The sequence below is a fragment of the Nocardioides sp. CPCC 206348 genome, from assembly GCF_048654705.1.
In the GTDB taxonomy this organism is placed as follows: Bacteria; Actinomycetota; Actinomycetes; order Propionibacteriales; family Nocardioidaceae; genus Nocardioides.
In genome coordinates, this window is sequence record NZ_JBMCZA010000157.1 from 1 (window position 1) to 582 (window position 582).

General features: G+C 70.1%; 1 protein-coding gene. It reads left to right on the forward strand.

The window, feature by feature from the left end:
* A partial coding sequence (locus ACOADB_RS11410; protein WP_378598302.1) for a hypothetical protein occupies positions 1 to 496 on the forward strand: 496 nt, incomplete at its 5' end.
* Positions 497 to 582: the final 86 nt, after the last annotated feature.

Here is a 582-nt window from a genome sequence, read left to right on the forward strand (position 1 = left end):
ACGCCTGTTCGTCGCCCTGTGCCTCACCCGCCAACACCTCAGAAACCTCACGTGGGCCCAGGCCGCCTCGGCACTCGGCCTCCCTCCAGAGCTGGGGTCGAAGACCGCCCGCGCCTGCAGCGCCGACCTCCTCGTCTCGGGCGGCGACTTCATAGCAGCGCTGACCCGAGTCGCGAACGAACTCGACCCCGCGGTCGACTACCGCGCCCGGGAGAACGCCGTACGACGCCTCTTGCGCCGCCGCGGCTGGTACCGCCCCTGGGCGCGGATCCACCTGCCCGCGAGCCACACGGCCAGCCAGCAGTACGCCGTCACCTGGCTCTGGACCGAGTATACGCACGGACACATCGACACCAGCCCCGGCTGGCAGCACCCGCCAAAGAGCCACGAGCGCGCCCACTACCGCTCCTATGCCGGCCGCCTGGACCAAGCCGCGACCGACGCCCTGACCTTGCTCGTCCAGAGCACCGCCGTAGCGAAGCGGAGCACCGCATGAAGACCATCACGGAGGTCTGGGGACTGTGGGACTGCGAGGAGCTCCTCAGCGTCCACCTCACCCACGACGACGCCCTCGATGCCAGG